This is a genomic window from Campylobacter sp. TTU-622 (assembly GCF_016598965.1).
GTDB lineage: Bacteria > Campylobacterota > Campylobacteria > Campylobacterales > Campylobacteraceae > Campylobacter_D.
Genome location: NZ_JAENKR010000151.1, coordinates 1 through 1529, shown reverse-complemented (window position 1 = coordinate 1529; position 1529 = coordinate 1). Strand labels below are relative to the sequence as shown.

The window sequence follows — 1529 nt, the reverse complement described above, 5'->3', positions numbered from 1 at the left end:
CCTAAAATTTATGGGGGGGGGTCTTATGGTGGATACTTATCCTTACTTATAGCCAAAATTGCTCCTTGGTATGTAGATGGGGTGGTTGATAATTCAGGTTCAGCCTTGCCACCTTTAAGACGTATTTTAGCAAGAGAAATGAATTTATGTGAATACTATGAAGAATTTCCTCATAATATCATAGAATTTTTTCTTAAAAGTTATTGGAATAGAAATATAAATTCACCTTTTTATTTAAATGATGATAATTATATTATTAGATCTATTTTAAATCAAAAACATATTCAAATTCAAAAAGAATCAAATTCCAATATAATCTATATTCCTTATCATAGTAGTAAAGATAGTGATCCAGCAAGTTATAAAATAGAACTTCATAAAATCTATAAAAACTTAGGCTTTGATACAACTTTACATTTAATAGAGAGTGAAGATCAAATAGATGGAAAATTAATTAAAAGTTTAGAACACGGATTAAGAATGACTGATAAGGCTTTATTTAGACAAGAATTACCTATAGTATTAGAAAAATTAAAAAATAGAAATTCTTTTATGAAAGAAAATTCTATTTCTTATCCTTGTAAAGAAAAGGTTTTTACCTTTAAAGATAAAGAGGATAAATTTGTTTTAGAGTTTTAGAGCGGGTTAGTTAATATCGATATTAGAAAATAAATTTAAAGGTTATAAATGAAATTAGCAATTAACAATCACTCCATTAAAGCCATAAGCGTAGTTTTACCTAAAAATTTTCGTACCCAGCAAGAAGAACTTAGCTATATTGGTTTAAATGAAAATAAATTTAAAATTTTACAGCAAAACAGTGGTATATTTAATCATTTTATAAGTGATGAAAATACCTATGCAAGTGATTTAGCAAGCAAGGCTTTAGAAGAATTACTAAATCAAAATTTGATTAAAAAAGATGAAATTGATGTATTGATTTTTGCAAGTTTTACTCCTGATTTTCTAGCTCCGGCTTGTTCTAGTTTGGTGCATAAAAATTTAAAATTAGCCAATCATACTTTGTGTTTTGATATGAATATATTTTGCTGGGGATTTTTACAAGGTCTTTTACAGGCTTTTTCATTGCTTGATCATTTAGATATAAAAAAAGTTGTTTTGCTTTGTGCAAGTGTAAAAAGCAAAAAAATTAATCCAAAAGATAAAATTACTTTTTTAAATACTTCTGATAGTGCTAGTGCTATTTTAATAGAAAAAACAAATACCAAGCAAAAAATGTTTTATTCTCAAAATATTTTTTCAGAACTTGCCTTAGAAGAAACTTTGCCATTAAAAGCTTTTAATGAAAATGGCGATGATTTTATAAAAGTAGATGGTGATTTATTTTTTTCATTTATTATGGAAAAATTTCCATTATTTTTTGAAGAATTTTTTAACTATTTTAAACAAGAAAAACAAGAAATAGATTATTTTTTATTTCAAAGCTCTAATGCTTTTTTTCGTGAAAAACTTTTGCATACTTTAAAACTTAAAAATAATTTTGATGATAGTTTAAAAAAATATGGAGA

2 protein-coding genes are annotated in these 1529 nt (G+C 25.1%); both read left to right on the top strand.

What is annotated here, in order from left to right; translation table 11 throughout:
- Positions 1–639, top strand: a 639-nt coding sequence (locus JG677_RS08080; RefSeq protein WP_200286122.1) for a DUF2920 family protein, incomplete at its 5' end; no start/stop codon positions are given.
- 48 nt (positions 640–687) lie between these two features.
- On the top strand, positions 688–1529 hold an 842-nt coding region (locus tag JG677_RS08075), incomplete at its 3' end, for a 3-oxoacyl-ACP synthase (protein WP_234284676.1).